We start from the raw sequence: 18,377 nt of genomic DNA, 5'->3' as shown, positions 1-18,377 counted from the left end.
CATCATGACAACGCCAAAGCTCGACCGCCGCCAGATGCTGAAACTGGAGGCCGCCGCGATCGCGGCCGCCGCCGCGGGCATGCCGGTGCCGGCGCTCGCCGCCAACCTCGTCGCCGAGCGCGACGTCGCCGAACTGAAATGGGACAAGGCCGCCTGCCGCTTCTGCGGCACCGGCTGCTCGGTGATGGTCGCGACCAAGGACAATCGCGTTGTCGCCACCCACGGCGACACCAAGGCGGAGGTCAACCGCGGCCTCAACTGCGTCAAGGGCTACTTCCTCTCCAAGATCATGTACGGCCACGACCGCCTGACGCAGCCGATGCTGCGCAAGACGAACGGCAAGTACGACAAGAACGGCGAGTTCACGCCGATCAGCTGGACCGAAGCCTTCGACATCATGGAGGTGAAGTGGAAGGAGGCGATCAAGAAGCGCGGGCCGAACGGCGTCGCCATGTTCGGCTCCGGCCAGTGGACGGTCTGGGAAGGCTATGCCGCTTCGAAACTGTTCAAGGCCGGCTTCCGCACCAACAACATCGACCCCAATGCGCGCCACTGCATGGCCTCCGCCGTCGCCGGCATGATGCGCACCTTCGGCATCGACGAACCGCCCGGCTGCTATGACGACATCGAGGCGACCGACGCCTTCGTGCTGTGGGGCTCCAACATGGCGGAGATGCACCCCATTTTGTGGACGCGCGTCGCCGACCGCCGGCTGTCCGCTCCGCATGTCCGCGTCGCCGTGCTCTCGACCTTCGAGCACCGCTCGTTCGACCTCGCCGACATCGGCATGGTGTTCAAGCCGCAGACCGACCTCTATCTGCTCAACGCCATCGCCAACCACATCATCAAGACCGGCCGGGTCAACAAGGACTTCGTCGCCGCGCACACCATTTTCAGGCGCGGGCAAACCGATATCGGCTACGGCCTGCGGCCCGAGCATCCGCTGCAGAAGAAGGCGACGGGAGCGGCGAAGGCCAACGATTCCACCGACATGAGCTACGACGAGTACGTCAAGTTCGTGTCCGATTACACGCTTGAGAAGGCCGCCGAGATGTCCGGCGTGCCGCTGAACCGGCTGGAGGCACTCGCCGAGATCTACGCCGATCCCAAGACCAAGGTGGTCTCGTTCTGGACCATGGGCTTCAATCAGCATACCCGCGGCGTCTGGTGCAACAACCTCGTCTACAACATCCATCTTCTGACCGGAAAGATCTCCGAGCCTGGCAACAGCCCGTTCTCGCTGACCGGCCAGCCCTCGGCCTGCGGCACCGCGCGCGAGGTCGGCACCTTCTCGCACCGCCTGCCGGCGGACATGGTCGTGACCAACAAGGAGCACCGCACCAAGGCCGAGCACATCTGGCAGCTGCCCGAAGGCACCATTCCCGACAAGCCCGGCGCACACGCCGTGCTGCAAAGCCGGATGCTGAAGGACGGCCTGATCAACGCCTATTGGGTGCAGGTCAACAACAACCTCCAGGCTGGTCCCAATGCCAACGAGGAGACCTATCCGGGTTTCCGCAATCCCGACAATTTCATCGTGGTCTCCGACGCCTATCCCTCGGTGACGGCACTGGCCGCCGATCTGATCCTGCCGACCGCGATGTGGGTGGAGAAGGAAGGCGCCTATGGCAACGCCGAGCGGCGCACGCAGTTCTGGCATCAGCTGGTCGCGGCGCCCGGCGAGGCCAAGTCCGATCTCTGGCAGCTGATGGAATTCTCCAAGCGCTTCAAGATCGAGGAAGTCTGGACCGAGGAGCTGATCGCCAAGAAGCCGGAGGTTCGCGGCAAGACGCTGTTCGACGTGCTCTACAAGAACGGCCAGGTCGACAAGTTCCCCGTCTCCGACATCGAGCAGGGCTACCTCAACGACGAGTCCAAGGCGTTCGGCTTCTACGTCCACAAGGGCCTGTTCGAGGAATACGCCAGCTTCGGCCGCGGCCATGGCCACGACCTCGCGCCGTTCGACACCTATCACAAGGAGCGCGGCCTGCGCTGGCCCGTCGTCAACGGCCAGGAAACCAGATGGCGTTTCCGCGAAGGCAGCGATCCCTACGTCAAGCAGGGTGCGGGCGTGCAGTTCTACGGCTATCCGGACGGCAAGGCGCGCATCTTCGCGCTGCCCTACGAGCCGCCGGCGGAATCGCCCGACGGTGAATATCCGTTCTGGCTCTCGACCGGCCGCGTGCTGGAGCACTGGCATTCCGGCACCATGACGCGCCGCGTGCCCGAGCTCTACAAGGCGTTCCCGGAGGCCGTGGTCTTCATGCATCCGGACGACGCGCAGGAAGCCAAGATCCGGCGCGGCGACGAGGTGAAAGTGGTGTCCCGCCGCGGCTTCATTCGCGCCCGCGTCGAGACGCGCGGCCGCGACCGGCCGCCGCGTGGCCTCGTCTTCGTGCCGTGGTTCGACGAATCCAAGCTGATCAACAAGGTGACGCTGGACGCCACCGATCCGATCTCGCTGCAAACCGACTATAAGAAATGCGCCGTGCGCATTGAGCGGGTGAACCTGTCATGATGAAACGATTTGGAATCGCCCTGCTCGCGGTCGCGATCGCCGCGGGCGCGAGTTCGCTGACCGCGCAGACGGTGACGTCGGGCCTGCGCGGGCCGACCCCGCTCAATGACGAGGGTCCGGCGCCGCCGATGCTGCCGAACCGCAACACCTCCGAGCGGGAGGTGCGCAACTATCCGGAGCAGCCGCCGGTGATCCCGCACACGATCGACGGCTACCAGATCGACCTCAACGGCAACAAATGCCTGTCGTGCCATGCGCGCGCCCGCATCGCGGAATCGCGGGCGCCGATGGTGTCGATCACGCATTTCATGGACCGGGACGGCCAGTTCCTGGCCTCGATCTCGCCGCGCCGCTTCTTCTGCACGGAATGCCACGTGCCGCAGAACACCGCCAACCCGCCCATCAGCAACGACTTCACCGACATCGACACGCTGCTGTCGCGCACAAGTCCGGGTGGCCAGCGATGACGACGGCGGACGAACCCAACAGCAAACGCGGCTTCATCCGGCGCTGCTGGGATTTCGCGCTCGATCTCTGGCGGGTGCTGATCCGGCCGAGTTCGGTGTTCAGTCTCGGCGTGCTGGTGCTGGCGGGCTTTGCGGCCGGCGTGATCTTCTGGGGCGGCTTCAACACGGCGCTGGAACTGACCAACACCGAGAAGTTCTGCACCGGCTGCCACGAGATGAAGGACAACGTTTACGCCGAGCTGAAGTCGACCATCCACTTCACCAACCGCTCCGGCGTGCGCGCGACCTGCCCGGACTGCCACGTGCCGCACAACTGGACCGACAAGATCGCGCGCAAGATGCAGGCCTCCAAGGAGGTCTGGGGCAAGCTGTTCGGCACGATCGACACCCGCGAGAAATTCCAGGATCACCGGCTCGAGCTCGCCGCGCATGAATGGGCGCGCTTCAAGGCCAATGATTCGCTGGAGTGCCGCAACTGCCACAGCGCCGATTCCATGGACATCACCAAGCAGTCGCCGCGGGCCTCGGTGGCGCACCAGCGCTTCCTGTTCACCAAGGAAAAGACCTGTATCGACTGCCACAAGGGCATCGCCCACCACCTGCCCGACATGCGCGGCGTTCCCGGCTGGCAATAGGCGGGACCTGAGCAAACGCCTCGTCCTTCGAGACGGCTGCTTCGCAGCCTCCTCAGGATGAGGCTGAGGGGCGTCCCGGCCTGTTGAAACTGGCGCCACGCATTCCGTCCTCATCCTGAGGGCCCGCCAAAGGCGGGCGTCTCGAAGGATGGGCCGCGGAGAACAGTGGTCCCGCGCTTGAACCGGCGGGGCGAATGGTTAGTTTGAGGGGTGGCGAATCGCGTCGTTTCGCTCCCCCTCAAAGCAGACATGGCCACATTCACTCCGCATCAGGATGCCGCGCTCAAAGCCGTCGGCGACTGGCTCAAGGCAAAACCCGGCCGCAACGGCACGCCGCCGGTGTTCCGGCTGTTCGGCTTTGCCGGCACCGGCAAGACCACGCTGGCGCGGCACATCGCCGACGGCGTCGACGGCGAGGTGAAGTTTGCCGCTTTCACCGGCAAGGCGGCCCTGGTGATGCGCAACAAGGGCTGCGACGAGGCCTCCACCATCCACTCGCTGATCTACCGCGCCCGTGAATCCGGCGAGGAGCAGCCGAGCTTCGAACTGTGGGACGACGCGCCGGCCTCCAAGGCCAAGCTGATCGTGATCGACGAATGCTCGATGGTCGACGCGGAATTGGGCCGCGATCTGATGTCGTTCGACTGCCCGCTGCTGGTGCTCGGCGATCCCGCGCAGCTGCCGCCGATCCAGGGCGGCGGCTTCTTCACCAACACCGAGCCCGACGCGATGCTGACCGAGGTGCACCGCCAGGCGCAGGACGACCCCATCGTGCGGATGTCGATGGACGTCCGCGAAGGCCGCGAGCTCGACATCGGCCGTTACGGCGAGAGCGAGGTGGTGTCGCGCAAGGAGCTCGACCCTGATCGCGTCATGGGCGCCGACCAGGTGCTGGTCGGCCGCAACAACACGAGGCGCGCCTACAACATGCGGGTACGCCAGCGCCAGAACATCGAGGACGTTTTTCCGGTCGCCGGCGACAAGCTGGTGTGCCTGCGCAACAACCGCAAGAAGGGCCTGTTCAACGGCGGCCTGTGGCGCGTGAAATCGCGCAACACCTCGCGCTCGAAATCGCGCATTCTCAGCATGCGACTGTCGCCGGACGAGGATCTTGGGCACAAGGTGACGAAGGTCTCGGTGCGCGCCGATTGCTTCGAGGGCGGCGTCGAGCAGATCGCCTGGGAGCAGCGCAAGCCCTATGACGAGTTCGATTACGGCTACGTGCTGACCGTGCACAAGTCGCAAGGCTCGCAATGGGACGACGTCGTGCTGTTCGACGAGAGCTTTGCGTTCCAGGAGAGCCGGGCACGGTGGCTGTACACGGGCATCACGCGCGCGGCGAAGCGGTTGAGCATTGTCGTCTAAAACACCGCTGCCGTAGCGTGGGCAAAGGCGCGTAGCGCCGTGCCCACCATCTCTCCACACATTCAATAATGGTGGGCACGCTTCGCTTTGCCCACCCTACGGCATCGGGAATGAGGCGCGGACGTCGCGCCCCACACGCAAGCTTCACTTCCCCGCGACAAAATAAAAATCCTCCCGCCCCGGCGGCGAGCCGTACGTAAACGGCTGCTGCTCGTGCTTGGTGACGGACCAGACGTCGTCGCGGATGATGTCGAACAGTTTCCGGATCTCGACCTTCGGCACCCTGATCTCGCGGGCGAGCGCGGTGGAGAACGGGCTGTCGGCGCCGCCGTCGCCGTCCATCGCGGTCTCGCCGTGCTTGGCGGCATAGACCACCATGAAGCCGGCGCCGGGCTCGATGTTGGAAAAACCCTTGTCGACCAGCTTCAGCGACAGCGTGCGCTGCATGGTCGGCGCGAACGGGTTGTCGCGGCAGGCGTCCAGAATCACCAGACGCACCTTTCGCGCGGCACCTACCGCGGCGATGACCTGCTCCAGCGCCACCGCTTGAGTTTCGGCGTCCCTGTCGGCGGCAAGCTTGGCGTCGACAGGGACGAGGTAGTTGACCCCGCCGATCTCGAATCCGTGGCCGGCGTAATAGACCACGGCCCAGTCGGCCTTTTCCGCTTCGGCGGCGAACGCCTGCAGCGCCTCGAAGAACTTGTCGCGGGTCAGGTCGCTCGCCGATATCACCGTCTGGAAACCGACATCGCGCAGCGCCCCTGCGATCAATTTCGAATCGCGCGGCGGATTGGGCAAGGCGTGGACGTTCTTGTAGGCGCCGTTGCCGATCACCAGCGCGACGCGGCGCCCGGTGGGCGCGCCCCCCGGAGTTTGCGGCGTCAGCGCGGCGAGCCGCTCCTGCGCGATGGCGCGGGCGCGCGCGACGTCGGGCTCGTCGAATTTCGTCAGCGAATAGGCCGCCGCGCGATAGTCGGCGCGCGCCTGGGCGAGATCCTTCCTGCGCTCGTAGATCTGGCCGCGGGCGGAATGGGCCCGGATATTGTTCGGGTTGATCGCAAGCGCCGCGTTGTAGCCCTTCAGCGCGGCATCGAGGTCGCCCTTCATGACATAGACGTCGGCGCGATTGTTGATCGCGTAGACGTTCTTCGGCTGCTTCTCGATCAGGCCGTTGCAGTCGGCAAGAGCCTGATCGAACTTGCCCATCAGGCCATAGGTGATGCAGCGGTTGCCGGCGACCTGCGGCGCGGCCGGATCGAGCTTCTCAGCCTCCGCGAAATCGGCGAGCGCGCCATCATAATCCTTCATCAGCGTGCGCACGCGGGCACGGTTGGTCCAGCCGAGGATGAATTTGGGGGTGTATTTGATCGACAGGTTGAAATCGTCTAGCGCACTTTGCAGCGCCCCTCTGCGCAGCTGAATGACGCCGCGGTTGTTGTAGGGGACGCCGTATGTCGGCCGCTTCTGGAGCGCGAGATTGTAGTCGGCCATCGCGAGGTCGTCCTTGCCGGAGCGTTCATAGGCGAGGCCGCGCAGGTTGAGCGTCACGACATTGTCGGGATCGAGGTCGACGGCCATGGACAGGGTTTCGATCGCGTGGACGTAGTCGCGCTTGTTGATCAGCGTGTTGCCCCGTACGGAGAGCGCGATCCCCTTGTCCTTGCCGGTGACACGGTCGGCGTTGAGCAGGTTGTCGCAGGCCTGCGCGCGCGCCTGGAGCTCCGCCTGGCGGTCGCGGCAGGTGGCGAGATCGTCGCCGGGTTGCGGCCCGGCCGAGGCGATCGCGGCGACTGACATCAGGACGGCGAGGGTGAGGGGAATGACGCGCAGCATGTTGTCAGGTCAGCTCCAGCCACCACATCTCTCAGTTGATCGTCGATCGCACGGGTTCATCTAGCGTGGAGTTCCCGGCTTCGCCAAGCCGTGCCGCCTGAGACTTCTTTTTTCACGGGTTCGTGTCCGTCCCGCCGTAACAATCGCCGCCCGCACCCGTATCTCGGATGATGCGAAAACGCGGCCCGGCAGGCTGTTCGCCCGGCCCCGGCCGCCCTAGACTGTCAGCCATCGAACGAGGATCCGCCATGCGCCGACCTGCCCTTTTGTCCCTGCTCGCCGCCACCGCTGCCATGACACTGGCCTTCGCCATGCCGTCCCGGGCCGCGGAGGACGCGGTCGTGATCCCCGCGCCCGCCATGGACGCGGCGCCCGCGACCGGAATCCAGACCGCCGTGATCGCCGGCGGCTGCTTCTGGGGCGTGCAGGGCGTGTTCCAGCACACCGCCGGCGTCGTCAACGCCGTCTCCGGCTATGCCGGCGGCACCAAGGCGACCGCCGACTACCAAACCGTCTCGAGCGGCCGGACTGGCCATGCCGAGTCGGTCGAGATCAAGTACGACCCGAAGAAGATCTCCTACGGCAAGATCCTCCAGATCTACTTCTCGGTCGCGCACGACCCGACCCAGCTCAACCGCCAGGGCCCCGACAGCGGCACGCAATATCGCTCGGCGATCTTCACCACCTCCGACGAGCAGAAGAAGGTGGCCGAGGCCTATATCGCCCAGCTCAACGGCGCCAAGGTGTTCAGCAAGCCGATCGTGACCAAGGTCGGCGCGCTGGAGGCGTTCTACCCGGCCGAGACCTATCATCAGGACTATCTGACGCTGCACCCGAACCAGCCCTACATCGCCTATAACGACATCCCGAAGGTCGAGAACCTCAAAAAGCTGTTCGCGGATAACTACATCGAGAAGCCGACGCTGGTCAGTGCTAGCAAGGCCACCAACTGACATCACCAAACGAACGGGAGACCCATGCCCGACACCAAGACTGAGATCACCGAGGACAAGGTCATCAAGAGCGAAGAGCAGTGGCGGCGCGAATTGTCGCCGATGCAGTACGCGGTGCTGCGCGAGAAGGCGACCGAGCGTCCCTTCTCGGGCGAATACGAGCACGACCACCGCCCCGGCACCTATGTCTGCGCCGGCTGCGGCAACGTGCTGTTCGAGTCCGACGCCAAGTTCGATTCCGGCTGCGGCTGGCCGAGCTTCACCCAGCCCGCCGTCGAGAGCCATGTCGACGAGGAGCACGATGCGAGCCACGGCATGGTCCGCACCGAGGTGCTCTGCTCCAAGTGCAGCGGCCATCTCGGCCATGTCTTCCCCGACGGTCCGGGGCCGACCGGCCTGCGCTACTGCATCAACTCGGCGGCGCTGAAGCTCGAGCCGAAATAATATTGCGGGCCGCTGGGTTCCGGCATGGAACCCAGCGGCCCGATGTGCTTTTCTCTTCCAGCGGTGCGGCCGATGAGCGCAGTCCGGCGACCGTCAGGGAGGATGCCATGACGCTTGGGACCATCCTGATCATCCTGGTGATCATCTATCTCGTGGGCGGCATGTCCGGCCGGTTCGGCGGCTACGGCTACGGCATGGGCCATTCCGGCATGGGGATCGGCGGCGTCGTGCTGGTGGTGCTGGTCGTACTGCTGCTCCTCGGCAAGCTGTAAACCAACCAACCCATTGAATTAATTAGGTTTACAGCGCCTGCGGACCTGCCATGCGTGGATTCATCATCTCCCATCGCAGGGGTCGCATTTTTGTCAAAACGGCCTATATTAGAGGACGAAAATGACATGTGCGGCGAGCCCATCCTGCCGCCCCAAACCCCACGCGCTTAAAGCCCCAGAGAAGATCACGAGGTCTTTGACCATGCGTCCACTGCGTCCGTTCAACTTCAACACTTCCGCCGAACTCTTCCCCGCTGCGATCCGCAAGAAGAAGCGCGCAGGGTTCACCTATCGCCGCTTCGGCACTGCGGCCGAAGCCGTGCAGTTCGCGATGGAGCAGTTGCCGACGGATTCGCTGAACGGCGCCTATCTCCAGGTCGAGGAAGCGCGCTTCGACCAGAACGGCATCCGTTCGCTGTATGAGAGCGAAGCGTTCCCGCTGGAGCGTCACCGCAAGCCCGAGCCGGTGGCCGCGGAGACCGACGCCGACGCGGCGTAAGCTTTTTCGCAAACATTCGATGTGTGCTGAAAGCGCGATGGCCGAACGGCCGTCGCGCTTTTCGCGTTGTGAGGGGTCTTCTCCCTCGCCCCGCTCGCGGGGCCGCGACGAGCTTCGCTCGCGCTGAGAGGGGCGGGGTGAGGGGGAGTCTCCGCAGGGACGGTCGCAGTCGGATTCGCGGAGACCCCCCTCACCCGGAATCCGCGCTTTGCGCGAATTCCGGCCTCTCCCCGCAGGCGGGGAGAGGCGAAGGAAGAGGCCCCGGCTCCTACTGGCGCGGCTGCTTGTCGAGCCAGCGGCGCAGCAGGCGAACGTTGCGCATGTTGGCGCGGAACATGACGTCGAAGGCGTCGCCGGCGAACGGCACGATGCCGACCACGCCGTCGACCGCGACATTGCCAAGCATGCGCGCGGTGATGTACCAGGGCGCGCCCAGCGCGCGGGCCTCGCGCACCAGCCACAGCGAGATCGCGGTGGTGATGATGTCGCCGACCACGGGGATCAATCCGATCAGCCCGTCGATGCCGTAGCGGATGTTGGTGCCGGGCACGACGAAGGCGACGTCGAGCAGTTTTGCGATCGCCTCGATCCGCGCGATCCGCTGCTCCCGCGTCAGATTGCCGAACGGATTGCCTTGCCCGAACTCAAAGCGAAATTCCCGAAACCCCTGCTCCAGCGTTTCGGGGCGGATCGCTTCGGGACGAACTGCATGGCCGTCCTGGTCGATGATCGGCCCGCGCGCCCTGCCGCCTGAAAAGGTCGCGCCCGAACGCTCCCCGGAACGGGATTTGCGCGGAGCGAGGATGTCGTCGTCGGACATGGTCATGGTCTCCGGAGAACGCGCCAGCGCGGCGGAAGTTGCTGCCCGCGCCCGAACGTCGCGTGCTCAGGTCGGAGCCGCCGCGGTTTGCGGCTCCTCGACATATCTATGCACGAGCCAGGACGAAATCACCGACGGCACGAACCCGACCAGGCCGTACAGGATGAACTGAACCGCGCCGGAATCCGGCCCGCGCGAGCTGTAGGTCAGCGAGGCCAGCACGAAGGCGAACAGGCCGACCAGGAGCATCCGCAGCACCGGGCCGATCCGCCTGACGTGGATCAGGATGTCGTCCACCGCCCCAATCATCAGCGACGGCAGGAAGCCGAACAGATAGCTGTATTGCAGGGTCTTGAAGAACACCGCGAACAGCTTGCCGACCTCGCCGACACTGGTCTGGGCCCAATAGCCGGACTGGTAGGTCGTCGTCAGCAGCAGCAGGAACCCGCCCACGAACGGGCCGACCAGCGCAAACACCAGATAGCGTTTCATCAAGCACCCTCACACTTCGCGATATTTATAGCAGCGCGGCGGGAAGCTTGGATAGCGGGTTCCGTGGGGTCGCTGGGCCCTGCCGTTTCGGGAACGTCTGGCAAATCGACGCGTTCGTTACGGACTGCGAAATCTCACTTGTATCAGCACGATTGGACCCCATGATGCGTTGTACAGCCTTGCTTCTCGCGACGATCACTTTGACGGCCGCCACCGGCCTTTCGACCGTATCCACTTTCGCGCAAGGCCATATGGGTACAAAACAGGAGCAAACGGCCTGCTCGCGCGACGCGTCGCGGCTGTGCCGCAAGGACCTTGGCAATGACGGCGCCGTGCAGTCGTGCCTGATGGGAAACCGCGCCAAGCTGTCGAAGTCGTGCAGCAAGGTGTTCGCAAGCCATGGCATGTAAGTCAGTTTGGCATGTGAGCCGTCACGGCGTTGCGTGACGAACACGCAACAATTGCAAATTCCTTTGCGCCGCCCATTGCAGCTCTTTGACAATGACGCATACTTCGTCCGGGCGGCGCAGCACTTTTCGATTCGAACATCACGAGAGATCGAGCGACCACATGCGGGATCGGGTCCCGGCGTGAAGGCTGTGACATGCGGCAGATCAAGCCGCGTGCGGCGCCCCAAAACCAAGTGGTTCAATCCACGGAACTCCGGGGACGCATTTCTCATGACACGCTACCAGACCATCGCTTCGCTGTTCGCCCTCGCCACCACCGCGATCGTACTCCAGACATCGCCCAGCCTCGCCTTCTCGTCCGAAGCGCAGCAGATGTGCACGGGCGATGCGATGCGGCTGTGCGCGAGTGAAATTCCCGACATCCCGCGAATCAAGGCTTGCATGGTGCAGAAGAAGGCGGAGGTCAGCCCCGGCTGCCGCGCCGTAATGGATCGCGAGCACGCAGCCGCCACGGCATCGCGCAAGCGGGAAGCGGCGGCGCGGTAGGACGCATTTGCGACGTCAGAGAGCGCCTCAATCGCCCCACTGCGCGAAGGCGTCGTTGAAGGCGCGCTCGCCGGGGGCGCCTTTCTCGATGGCGATAATGGCGCGGCGCTGGTTGGCATAAACCAGCGGCACGTCGAACCAGGAGCGCTCCTTCAGGAGCTGCACGTTGCGGGTACGGTCGGCATCGACGTTGGAGAGGCCGACCAGGAAGAAGCCGTCGGTGACCTTGACCGCGAGGCCCGCGAGCGGCGTGCCGCGCGCCTGCTCGTTCGACTTCATCAGGATGCCCGGCACGTTGGAGACGCTGCCGCCCGGAAAATCCGGCGGCAGGATGAAGGTCAATTCCGCGGTATGGCTCGCCGGCAATGACGAGTCGGTATTGCGGCGGAACGACATCGTCATCTTGAACTTGCGGTCGGGGATCTCGATGTCGGCGCGCACGGCGACGTCGGCTTTCTGGTTGCCCGACGCCTTGATCGGCTCGAGCCGCCACACCACCGAGCCGACATATTGCTTGCCCTTGGGATCGGACGGATCCTCGTCATAGAGCACGACCTTCTGCGCCACCGGCGCGACCGGCTGGTCGCTGGCCGAAGGTTGGCCGACGCGATCGGGAATCTTGGGCTTGCTTTGCGGCTGGGCCGGATCCTTCGGCGCCTCCACCACCTGGGTGGGCGAGGACTTGAACAGGCCGCTCACGGTCTGCACCAGCGGCTTGCCCCAGAGAATGCCGACGCCGACGAGGATCAGCACGATGCCGACGGCGATCGCGCTCTTGAACGGGAAGACCGAGCCGGTGCGCGCGCGCTTCTTTTTGGTGTCGCGCTCGGGCGCGATGCGCGGACGCGGCGAGGGCTGCTGCGGCGCGTAACGCTCGGCCTCCTCGATCGACTCGTCGTAGGAATAGGGCGCGTCCTGCTCGCCCGCCCGGTTTTCCAAGCTCGGCTCCAGCCGGTCGAACTCCGGCGAGGGCGAGGGCACGTTAGCGTAGGTGCGGCGCGCGGCCCGGTTGGCCTGCGCGGCGGCGCCGCCGAGATCGTTGACGTCGGCGGTGATGTCACGGAAACCGCGCACGCCTGGGGCCGGTGGCAGCGATGGCGGTGCGCCGACGTCAGGCGGACGGCGGCCGCCTTGACGATCACCTTGGCGATCACGTCCGGACGGCGGCGCAGGTGGCGGCTCCGGCATCGGCGGAGCGGACGGGCCCGGCTGGCGCGGGGCGTCAAAACGGGGAGCCCGCGGCGAACGCGGGGCGTCGCCCTGGTCGTCGACGTTGAAGGACGGTCGGTCGGCACGGGGCGGCGGCGGCGCCGGACGCGCGCGCGGCGGAGCAGCCGGCTGGGATGCGGGCGGGCCGCCCTCGGTGGCGCGGGTGCTGGCGCGGCGGAAGGCATCGCCGCTGCCGCTGCCGCCGCTGCGGGGGGCGCCGGGGCGCGAAGCCTCGCGGGCGCGCTGGGCAGCCTCTGACTCGACCTTGCGGACAGCCTCTTCCAGCGACAGCCGTTCCCGGGTGATCTCGGATTCGGAAAGCGGTGGCTGAACGCCGCGGAGCTGCGCGATCAGGGCCGTGCGCGCCCGCTCATAGAGCGCGCGACGGCTTTCGCCGGGAGCATTGGGGTCCAGGGCGGCAATAGCGCGGGCGATCAGCGGATAGTAATCAGCCATTTCAACTCAACTATATCCGCGGCCTGGTAAGAGATCGTTAAGCCTCAAACGGATTTTGCACCAGGATAGTATCCTCGCGTTCGGGGCTGGTGGAAAGCAGGGCGACCGGGCACCCCACCAATTCCTCGATGCGGCGGACATATTTGATGGCCTGGGCGGGCAGGTCGGCCCAGGACCGCGCGCCGGCGGTCGGCTCCTTCCAGCCCTCGATGGTCTCCCAGATCGGCTCGACCCGGGCCTGCGCGCCCTCGCCGGCCGGGAAATAATCGATCTCCTTGCCGTCGAGCTTGTAGCCGACGCAGACCTCGATCGACTCGAAGCCGTCGAGAATGTCGAGCTTGGTCAGCGCCAGCCCGTTGATGCCGCAGGTCCGCACGGTCTGGCGGACCAGCACGGCATCAAACCAGCCGCAGCGGCGCTTGCGTCCGGTGTTGACCCCGAACTCGCGGCCGCGACGGCCGATCTCCTCGCCGATCTCGTTCAGCAGTTCGGTCGGGAACGGCCCCTGACCGACGCGGGTCGTATAGGCCTTGCAGATGCCGAGCACGTAACCGACCCCGCCCGGACCGATGCCCGTTCCGGTCGCGGCCTGCGCCGCCACCGTGTTGGACGAGGTGACGTAGGGATAGGTGCCGTGGTCGACGTCGAGCAGCGCGCCCTGCGCGCCTTCGAACAGTATCCGCTTGCCCGCGCGCCGCTCGCTGTCCAGCAGGCGCCACACCGTCTCGGCGTAAGGCAGCAGCTGCGGCGCGAACGCGGTCAGTTCGGCCAGGATCTCCTTGCCGTCGAACTCCGGCAGGTTCAGGCCGCGGCGCAGCGCATTGTGGTGCGCAAGAAGCCGGTCGATCTTGTGCGGAAGCGTGTCGAGGTCGGCGAGGTCCATCAGGCGGATCGCGCGGCGGCCCACCTTGTCCTCGTAAGCCGGCCCGATGCCGCGGCGGGTGGTGCCGATCGCAGTCGCGGAATTGGAGGACTCGCGCAAGGCGTCGAGTTCACGATGCAGCGGCAGGATCAGGGTGACGTTCTCCGCGACGCGCAGATTCTCCGGGCCGACCGCAACGCCCTGCCCGCGCAGCTTGGCCACCTCGTCGAGGAAGGCCTGCGGGTCGAACACCACGCCGTTGCCGATCACCGCCAGTTTCGACGGACGCAGCACGCCCGAGGGCAACAGCGCGAGCTTGTAGGTCTCGCCGTTGATGACCAGCGTGTGGCCGGCGTTATGGCCGCCCTGGAAGCGGGCGACGATGTCCGCCTGCTCCGACAACCAGTCGACGATCTTGCCCTTTCCTTCGTCGCCCCACTGGGCGCCGACGACGACAACATTGGCCATTCGCGGGTAATCCTTCGAAGAATTCTCTGTAAGTGGCATGATCCAAACGGAAAACCGGGACCCACTTTCCCGGGATCATACCTGTGCCCAGCCCAATTCCCGGCCAAAGGCCGTTCGCACGCGAGGCGGTCCCACCGGATAAAGGAAGCAGCCTCTCTAGGCAAGCAAGAACGGGGCTTTTTTCGGGCCCAAAGCGCGATCCAAGCCTTTGATATCCCCTAAAAATCTGCCCCGTGGGCCGGCTCCACGGCCTCAAGCCCGGATGCGGCCGTCGACCACCTCGATGATACGGTCGCAGCGCCGCGCGAGGTCCATGTTGTGGGTCACCAGCAGAAAGCTCGTGCCGCTGTCGCGGTTGACCTGCCGCATCAGCTCGAACACGGCGTCGGCCGACTTGGTGTCGAGATTGCCGGTCGGCTCGTCAGCCAGCACGAGATCGGGATTCATCGCCAGCGCGCGCGCCACTGCCACCCGCTGCTGCTGACCGCCCGACATGTTGTTGGCGAGGTTGCCGGCGAATTTCTCCAGCCCGACCTGCCCCAGCAGATGGTTCGCCCGCGCCTCGATCTCCGCACTGGGAAAGCCGCGATCAGCCAGCATCGGCATCATGACGTTCTCCCGCGCGGTGAAGGCGGAGATCAGGAGGTGATACTGGAAGACGAAGCCGATGGTATGGCCGCGCAGGCGGGTGATTTCGGCGTCGCCGAGCGCGGCCGTGTCCTGCCCCTTGATCAGGAGACGGCCGGAGGTCGGCCGGTCGAGCAGGCCGACGATGTTGAGCAGCGTGCTCTTGCCGGAGCCGGATGGTCCCATCAGCGCCAGAAACTCGCCGTGGTCGAGCTTGAGGTCGATGTCGTGCAGGACTTCGGTCTCGGTCGGCAGGCCGACATTGTAGGCTTTGCACACGTTCTCGAGTCGGAGAATTTCGCTAGCCACGGATTGCCACCACCGGGTCCAGTTTCGCGGCGCGGACCGCAGGCGCCATCGCGGCCAGGAGGCCGGTGACGGTGGCAAGCATGGCGGTGTAGACGAACAGGCTTCGCTCCAGGATCAACGGAAACAACTCGGTGCCGTCGGCCTGGCGTGCCAGCGAATGCCAATAGACCAGCGCGAAGGCGCCCATCCCCGCCCCGACCAGCGAGCCGACGAAGGCAAGCAGGCCGCCTTGCACCAGGAACACGCGCAGGATCTGGCCGCGCGAGGTGCCCATCGCGCGCAGGATGCCGATGTCCTTGGAGCGCTGGATCACCGAGACGACCAGAACGGCCGCTATTCCGAACGCGACGGACAGGCCGACGAACAGGCGGATCAGGGTGTTGGTGTTCTGCTGGGCCTGCACCGCGGAGAAGAACTGCGCATTGGTCTTGATCCAGCTGTCGGCCTCGACCACGTTGGCGGCCTGGATGCGCTGGGCGATCGCCTCGGCCGCGTAGATGTCAGTGACCGTCATATCGATGGTGGTGACACCGCCGATCATGCCGAGCAGCGATTGGGCCGTGCGCAGCGCGGCATAGCAAATGCGCTGGTTGACCCCCTTGTTGCCGAGGTCGACGAGGCCGGAGATGGTGAGAACGCGGGTTGCGCCGGAGGCAGCGCGGACGTTGAGCTTGTCGCCGACGGTGGCGCCGAGATCCTTGGCCAGCTCGATACCGATGATGATGTCCTCGCTGGTCAGGCGCGGCTCTCCGGCGACAATATAGTCCGGCACCTTGACGATCTTGAAATAGGAGTCCGGTTCGACGCCGGACAGCGTGACGGAACGGCTGGCGTCGCCGCGCACCACGAGCACCGAGCCGAGGATCGTCGGTGACACCGCGACCACCTCGGGCATCGCCTGCATCTGGGCCCTGATCTTCGGCCATTGATCAATCGAGATCACCCGCTGGCTCGGACGCTGCACCACCGCGTCCTCGATCTCGCCCGCGCCGTGGCGCAGCGGACGCGCGATCTGATCGGGCGCGAGCAACTGGATCTGCGGCTGCGAGGTCAGCACGCGCTTGATGAAGTTCGCCTGGAGCCCCGCGAGCATCGCCGACATGAAGACGATGACGGCGACACCGATCGAAATGCCGCCGATGATGAAGATGGTCTGCAGCCGGCCCTCGCGCAGGAAACGTACCGCCATGGTCCATTCGAACGGCAGCCAGCGGTTCATGGCAGCACGGGCCGCACACGCTGGCCGGTCAGAACGCCCGAACTCTGCGGGATCGCGACGTCGCCGGCGGCGAGGCCGTCGGTGATTTCGACATGGCTGTTGCCGCGCAGGCCGATCTTCACCGGTCGCTGGCTGGCGCGGCCATCCTTGATGCCGAGCACCCAGGGGGCGCCCGACAAGGCGTCGTGCACCGAGCGCAACGGCAGGACCAGCGCATCCTCCTTTGCGGCGACCTCGATATCGACCGACACGGTCATATCCTGGCGCAGATAGTCCGGGGGATCGGCGACCGTCAGCTTCACCTCGACCGAGGCGCGGGAGATGTCGACGCCCGGATTGATGTAGGTGATGGTGGCGGGAAAGCGCCGATCCGGATAGGCGTCCGCCGACGCGAGCGCCTTCTGCCCGAGCGCGATCTTGCCGAGATTGCGCTCGTCGATCTGCAGTACGAGTTGCGAGTCGCCGGCCGGCGCGAGCACCAGCAGCGCCTTGCCCGGCTGCACCACGGTGCCACGTTCGACGCTGCGTGTGATCAGGACGCCGTCGCGGGGCGCGGCGATCGTCGCGTAATTGAGGCGGGATTCGGCGGTGTCGAGATTGGCGCGGGCCTGGTTGAGCAGGGTCTGGGCCATAACATAGTCGCTGCCGCCCGGGCTTGCCGTGTAGACCTGAAACTGCGCCGAGCGCATCTGGGCACGGGCGACATCGAGCGTCTTCTGCGCATCGTCGAGCGCCGCGCGCGTCGCATAGCCATTGTGTTCGAGCTGCGCCGTGCGGTCGTAGGTCTGCTGGGCGTTGAGCAGCGTCGCCTTGGCCTGCGTCAACGCCTCGTCAGCCGAGGGCCGCGTCAATTCCTCGATCTGCCTGATGCGCGCTTCGGCCTGGGCCACCGCGCCTTGCGCCTGCACCACGCTCGCTTTCAGCTCGCGCGATTCCAGCGAGATCAGCGGTTGCCCCTTGGTGACCTTCTCGCCTTGCTGCACCAGCACCTCCTGAACCGTGCCGGTGAGCTGGCTGCCGATCTCCACCCGGAACGGCGTCTCGACATGGCCGCTCGCCACCACAGTCTCGATCAGGTGACCGCGCTTGACCTGATCGACCACGACGGCGGCCCCGAGGATCGTCCGCGCGCTTTGCCAGCCCCCGAGACCGAGCAAGACGACGACCGCGAGAACGAACCATTTGTGACTGAGAAATCCCGACCACAAAGCCGCCAGGGAAAACCGGCTCTTGTTCGGCAGGACCATTGCTTGCTCGATCATGACAACGCCCACGCGGATCGCGCCGCCGGCTTGCTGCGCTCACCAATTGTCGCGCCAGCGCCAGAAACCGTGGCCCTGACCTGGACCCTGGGTCGAATCCAGCTTGGTCTTCTGCTCATCGGTCAAGGTCGCGTAGAACGCCTCCAATGCGGGCCGCATGGTCTTGATCGCCTGCAGCATCGTGTCCATGCGCTTTTCCATCGCCTCGGCGCGCCCGACGATGGTCTTGGGCACGTCGGCCACGCAGGCGCTGCGCATGGTCTCGCTCGACTTCACGGCAGCCGCCTTGAACTCGTCGAACTTGGCGCGCTGCGCATCGGTCAGCTTGATCTTGTCCACCAGCCGGTCGGCGCGCCATTCGGCGAAACCCGCCATTCCGGGATTGCACATCGCGCCGAAGCCATGGCGGCCCATCATGCCTCCCATCATCCCGGAGCCCATCATGCCGGGTCCCATGAAGGCACCGCCGCCAGAGGGCTGCGCCGTCGCGGCGGTGAACTGCACTGTGGCGATCAATGCGATGGATGCGGCCAGCGCGACCCGGATGCTTGCAACCATGAGTCTGCTCCTTGTTTATGCAGGTCTGGACAGGCTAGCGCGCTGGCGGGTGGAGCGATTGATATGGCTCAATCCCCGATCGCCGAATTGATGGATTGAGAGAAGGCCATCACAGCGTTGACTGCCCGTCATATTCGATCGTCCCTCACCATG

Annotated in this window: 19 protein-coding genes; 10 read left to right on the top strand and 9 right to left on the bottom strand. The window is 65.5% G+C overall.

Annotated features, from left to right (window positions below):
• The first annotated feature begins 4 nt into the window (after positions 1 to 4).
• From napA to WHZ77_RS05600, 4 genes are all read left to right on the top strand, one after another.
• Entirely contained in the window at positions 5 to 2,518 is a 2,514-nt protein-coding gene (gene napA, locus WHZ77_RS05615) for a nitrate reductase catalytic subunit NapA (RefSeq protein ID WP_375312762.1), read from the top strand.
• Positions 2,515 to 2,985, top strand: coding sequence for a nitrate reductase cytochrome c-type subunit (locus tag WHZ77_RS05610; RefSeq protein WP_375312761.1), 471 nt, complete (start codon positions 2,515 to 2,517; stop codon positions 2,983 to 2,985). Before napA ends, WHZ77_RS05610 begins: the two co-directional genes overlap by 4 nt.
• Positions 2,982 to 3,620 (top strand): NapC/NirT family cytochrome c, encoded by a 639-nt coding sequence (locus tag WHZ77_RS05605; protein ID WP_375312760.1) that lies wholly within the window; start codon positions 2,982 to 2,984, stop codon positions 3,618 to 3,620. Before WHZ77_RS05610 ends, WHZ77_RS05605 begins: the two co-directional genes overlap by 4 nt.
• 249 nt (positions 3,621 to 3,869) lie before the next feature.
• Positions 3,870 to 4,985: an ATP-dependent RecD-like DNA helicase gene (locus WHZ77_RS05600; protein WP_375312759.1), complete on the top strand. Its 1,116-nt coding sequence runs from the start codon at positions 3,870 to 3,872 to the stop codon at positions 4,983 to 4,985.
• Positions 4,986 to 5,129: 144 nt separating this feature from the next.
• Here the strand turns inward: WHZ77_RS05600 and WHZ77_RS05595 are convergent, their stop codons facing one another.
• Positions 5,130 to 6,818 (bottom strand): caspase family protein, encoded by a 1,689-nt coding sequence (locus WHZ77_RS05595; RefSeq protein ID WP_375312758.1) that lies wholly within the window; start codon positions 6,816 to 6,818, stop codon positions 5,130 to 5,132.
• Positions 6,819 to 7,066: 248 nt separating this feature from the next.
• On the opposite strand from WHZ77_RS05595, the gene msrA reads away from it, so the two are divergent.
• The 4 genes from msrA to WHZ77_RS05575 all read left to right on the top strand — a co-directional run bounded on the left by msrA (position 7,067) and on the right by WHZ77_RS05575 (position 8,986).
• Complete coding sequence (gene msrA / locus WHZ77_RS05590) at positions 7,067 to 7,771, top strand: peptide-methionine (S)-S-oxide reductase MsrA (RefSeq protein WP_375312757.1); 705 nt, start codon at positions 7,067 to 7,069, stop codon at positions 7,769 to 7,771.
• A 24-nt stretch (positions 7,772 to 7,795) separates the two neighbouring features.
• Positions 7,796 to 8,215, top strand: a complete 420-nt coding sequence (gene msrB / locus WHZ77_RS05585) for a peptide-methionine (R)-S-oxide reductase MsrB (protein WP_375312756.1) — start codon at positions 7,796 to 7,798, stop codon at positions 8,213 to 8,215.
• 107 nt (positions 8,216 to 8,322) lie between these two features.
• On the top strand, positions 8,323 to 8,487 hold the full coding sequence (locus WHZ77_RS05580) for a DUF3309 family protein (RefSeq protein WP_375312755.1): 165 nt from the start codon (positions 8,323 to 8,325) through the stop codon (positions 8,485 to 8,487).
• Between the two features lie 202 nt (positions 8,488 to 8,689).
• On the top strand, positions 8,690 to 8,986 hold the full coding sequence (locus WHZ77_RS05575; protein ID WP_014439893.1) for a hypothetical protein: 297 nt from the start codon (positions 8,690 to 8,692) through the stop codon (positions 8,984 to 8,986).
• Between the two features lie 268 nt (positions 8,987 to 9,254).
• Here the strand turns inward: WHZ77_RS05575 and WHZ77_RS05570 are convergent, their stop codons facing one another.
• Entirely contained in the window at positions 9,255 to 9,812 is a 558-nt protein-coding gene (locus WHZ77_RS05570) for a DUF4112 domain-containing protein (protein WP_375312754.1), read from the bottom strand.
• 60 nt (positions 9,813 to 9,872) lie between these two features.
• Positions 9,873 to 10,298 carry a DUF5413 family protein gene (locus tag WHZ77_RS05565; RefSeq protein WP_375312753.1) on the bottom strand — a complete coding sequence of 142 codons (426 nt, stop codon included), beginning with the start codon at positions 10,296 to 10,298 and terminating at the stop codon, positions 9,873 to 9,875.
• 164 nt (positions 10,299 to 10,462) lie between these two features.
• Between WHZ77_RS05565 and WHZ77_RS05560 the strand changes: the two genes are divergently transcribed.
• Complete coding sequence (locus WHZ77_RS05560) at positions 10,463 to 10,708, top strand: hypothetical protein (RefSeq protein ID WP_375314664.1); 246 nt, start codon at positions 10,463 to 10,465, stop codon at positions 10,706 to 10,708.
• A gap of 270 nt (positions 10,709 to 10,978) precedes the next feature.
• Positions 10,979 to 11,254, top strand: a complete 276-nt coding sequence (locus WHZ77_RS05555) for a hypothetical protein (protein ID WP_375312752.1) — start codon at positions 10,979 to 10,981, stop codon at positions 11,252 to 11,254.
• A gap of 27 nt (positions 11,255 to 11,281) precedes the next feature.
• Here WHZ77_RS05555 and WHZ77_RS05550 read toward each other — a convergent pair whose 3' ends face one another.
• The 6 genes from WHZ77_RS05550 to WHZ77_RS05525 all read right to left on the bottom strand — a co-directional run bounded on the left by WHZ77_RS05550 (position 11,282) and on the right by WHZ77_RS05525 (position 18,224).
• Entirely contained in the window at positions 11,282 to 12,919 is a 1,638-nt protein-coding gene (locus WHZ77_RS05550; RefSeq protein WP_375312751.1) for a hypothetical protein, read from the bottom strand.
• 37 nt (positions 12,920 to 12,956) lie between these two features.
• A complete protein-coding gene (locus tag WHZ77_RS05545; RefSeq protein ID WP_375312750.1) occupies positions 12,957 to 14,249 on the bottom strand; it encodes an adenylosuccinate synthase in 1,293 nt (430 codons plus the stop codon).
• Between the two features lie 252 nt (positions 14,250 to 14,501).
• Positions 14,502 to 15,185 carry an ABC transporter ATP-binding protein gene (locus WHZ77_RS05540; protein ID WP_375312749.1) on the bottom strand — a complete coding sequence of 228 codons (684 nt, stop codon included), beginning with the start codon at positions 15,183 to 15,185 and terminating at the stop codon, positions 14,502 to 14,504.
• A complete protein-coding gene (locus tag WHZ77_RS05535; protein WP_375312748.1) occupies positions 15,178 to 16,404 on the bottom strand; it encodes an ABC transporter permease in 1,227 nt (408 codons plus the stop codon). The genes WHZ77_RS05540 and WHZ77_RS05535 overlap by 8 nt, the downstream gene beginning before the upstream one ends.
• On the bottom strand, positions 16,401 to 17,666 hold the full coding sequence (locus WHZ77_RS05530; protein WP_375312747.1) for an efflux RND transporter periplasmic adaptor subunit: 1,266 nt from the start codon (positions 17,664 to 17,666) through the stop codon (positions 16,401 to 16,403). The genes WHZ77_RS05535 and WHZ77_RS05530 overlap by 4 nt, the downstream gene beginning before the upstream one ends.
• Positions 17,667 to 17,705: 39 nt before the next feature.
• Complete coding sequence (locus WHZ77_RS05525) at positions 17,706 to 18,224, bottom strand: Spy/CpxP family protein refolding chaperone (RefSeq protein WP_375312746.1); 519 nt, start codon at positions 18,222 to 18,224, stop codon at positions 17,706 to 17,708.
• Positions 18,225 to 18,377 lie beyond the last annotated feature (153 nt).

This window comes from Bradyrhizobium sp. A5, from assembly GCF_042076515.1.
GTDB classification, from domain to species: domain Bacteria; phylum Pseudomonadota; class Alphaproteobacteria; order Rhizobiales; family Xanthobacteraceae; genus Bradyrhizobium; species Bradyrhizobium cosmicum.
The sequence above is the reverse complement of the archived record's forward strand: the minus strand, read 5'-3'. Positions and strand labels throughout refer to the sequence as shown.